Source organism: Mesorhizobium sp. WSM4820 (genome assembly GCF_055811075.1).
This window is the reverse complement of record NZ_JBVVQN010000107.1, coordinates 1-277: the sequence shown is the minus strand read 5'-3', so window position 1 is coordinate 277 and position 277 is coordinate 1. Positions and strand designations below refer to the sequence as shown.

Annotated in this window: 1 protein-coding gene; it reads right to left on the bottom strand. The window is 54.2% G+C overall.

Going from position 1 to position 277, the window contains the following annotated elements; genetic code table 11:
* Positions 1-277, bottom strand: a 277-nt coding sequence (locus AC0L2R_RS33915) for an ATP:cob(I)alamin adenosyltransferase (RefSeq protein WP_473514140.1), incomplete at both ends; no start/stop codon positions are given.

The window sequence follows — 277 nt, the reverse complement described above, 5'->3', positions numbered from 1 at the left end:
CTCCTGGACAGTTCGCAGTGGTTGCCATTCTGGGTTAGCAACAAGTGGATTGGCTAGATCTGCTCCGACGTCGAATAGCTCGTTCTGGATGATGCTGAGAGCTTCTCGAACCTCTCTCGAGAGAACCTTCGTCGTGGTGTCGAGAGCAATCGCTAGGCCGATGCTGGCGTTGGCCTGATCGATGAGGCCGTAAGCCTCAACGCGGAGATCTGATTTTGCTTTCACAGAATTATCGACCAAGCGCGTAGAGCCATGATCGCCGGTACGGGTGTAGATC